The sequence below is a fragment of the Myxococcus sp. AM011 genome, from assembly GCF_013372595.1.
Taxonomy (GTDB): Bacteria; Myxococcota; Myxococcia; order Myxococcales; family Myxococcaceae; genus Myxococcus; species Myxococcus eversor.
Map to the genome: position 1 here is coordinate 1 of NZ_JABXEM010000550.1, position 1,402 is coordinate 1,402.

A 1,402-nucleotide genomic window follows, 5' to 3' on the forward strand; every position below is an offset into this window, starting at 1 on the left:
CCCTGCCCCCGCGCCACGCGAAGTCGAGGCTCCAGCCCCGTACGGCATCGCCTGAGCCGGCCCCGCGGGCCCACGACCCACCACCTCGGTGACATACTTCTCGATGCCCCGGATGAACTCGTCGAGCCGGCCTTCCCCGCGCTCGATGCGCTGAAGCCAGGCTTCCCACTGGCCCGTCATCGCCGGCGTCTTCACGTCCGGGTGCACCACCTGGATGAGGTGCAGCCCCTTCTCCGTGGCCTCCAGCGCCTTCCCCGTGCGGACGAGGTACTCCCGGTCCAGCAACACCTCGATGATGGATGCACGCGTGGCGGGCGTCCCCAGCCCCGTCTCGCGCATCGCATCCGCCAGCTCCTTCTCGTCCAGCGCCCGGCCCGCCGTCTCCATCGCCGTCAGCAGCGACGCATCCGTGAAGCGCGGAGGCGGACGCGTGCGCTTCTTCACCGCCTTCACGTCCTCCACCTTCTGCGGCTGCCCCCGCTCCAACCCCGATGGCAACGACTGAGGCTCGTCGTCCGGCTCCGCGTCCTCGTCACCCTTGCGTGAGTCGGCCTTCGGCTTCGGCGCCTTCTTGCCCCCGCCGATATCCAGCACCTTCCAGCCCACCCGCTCCACCTGGGTGCCCATGCTCTGGAAGCGGTCCACCACGGGCACCGCGCTCGCGAGCCCCGGCGACATCACCGCCGTCACCACCGTGGTCACCCGCCACACGTGGTCCTCGTGCCACGCCTGGAGCAACCGCCGGCACACCAGGTCGTAGACGCGCTGCTCGTCCGGAGACAGCCGCAGCCCCTGCGGAGACGTGGGCGTCGGGATGATGGCGTGGTGGTCCGTCACCTTCGCGTCATCCACGTAGCGCCGACCCAGGGGCCTCGCGCCCGTCCCCGGCGCCAGGTCCTCCTCGTACGGCCCGCGCACGGTGTTCACCACCTCGGGCAGCGTGTCCGCCACCGTCTGCGACAGGTGCCGGCTCGCGGTGCGCGGATAGCTCAAGAGCTTGTGCTTCTCGTAGAGCGCCTGCGCCACCTCCAACGTGCGCTGCGCGCTGAAGCCATACAGCCGGTTCGCGTGACGCTGCAGCTCCGTCAAGTCGTAGAGCAGCGGAGGAGCCAGCTTCTTCTCCTCCGCGTCCAGAGACTCAATGGTGGCCCGCCCGCGCTTCACCCGGTCGATGACGGCCTGCGCATCCACCCCGTCCGCGTCCAGCCTCCGCGACTCGCGCACGCCCTCCATGCCCGGCGGAATCACCGGCTTGCCATCCGGCCCCGAGCGGAACCACGTCCCGTCATACCGGGCCCCCGCCGCCACGCCCTTCCCCTGCGGCGCGAAGGTGGCCACCACCTCCAGATAGTCCCGGGGAACGAAGCTGCGGATGGCCAGCTCCCGCTCCACCACCATGGCC

General features: G+C 70.6%; 1 protein-coding gene. It reads right to left on the reverse strand.

Going from position 1 to position 1,402, the window contains the following annotated elements; genetic code table 11:
* On the reverse strand, nt 1–1,402 hold a 1,402-nt coding region (locus HUW62_RS47235), incomplete at both ends, for a DNA topoisomerase (protein ID WP_255204049.1).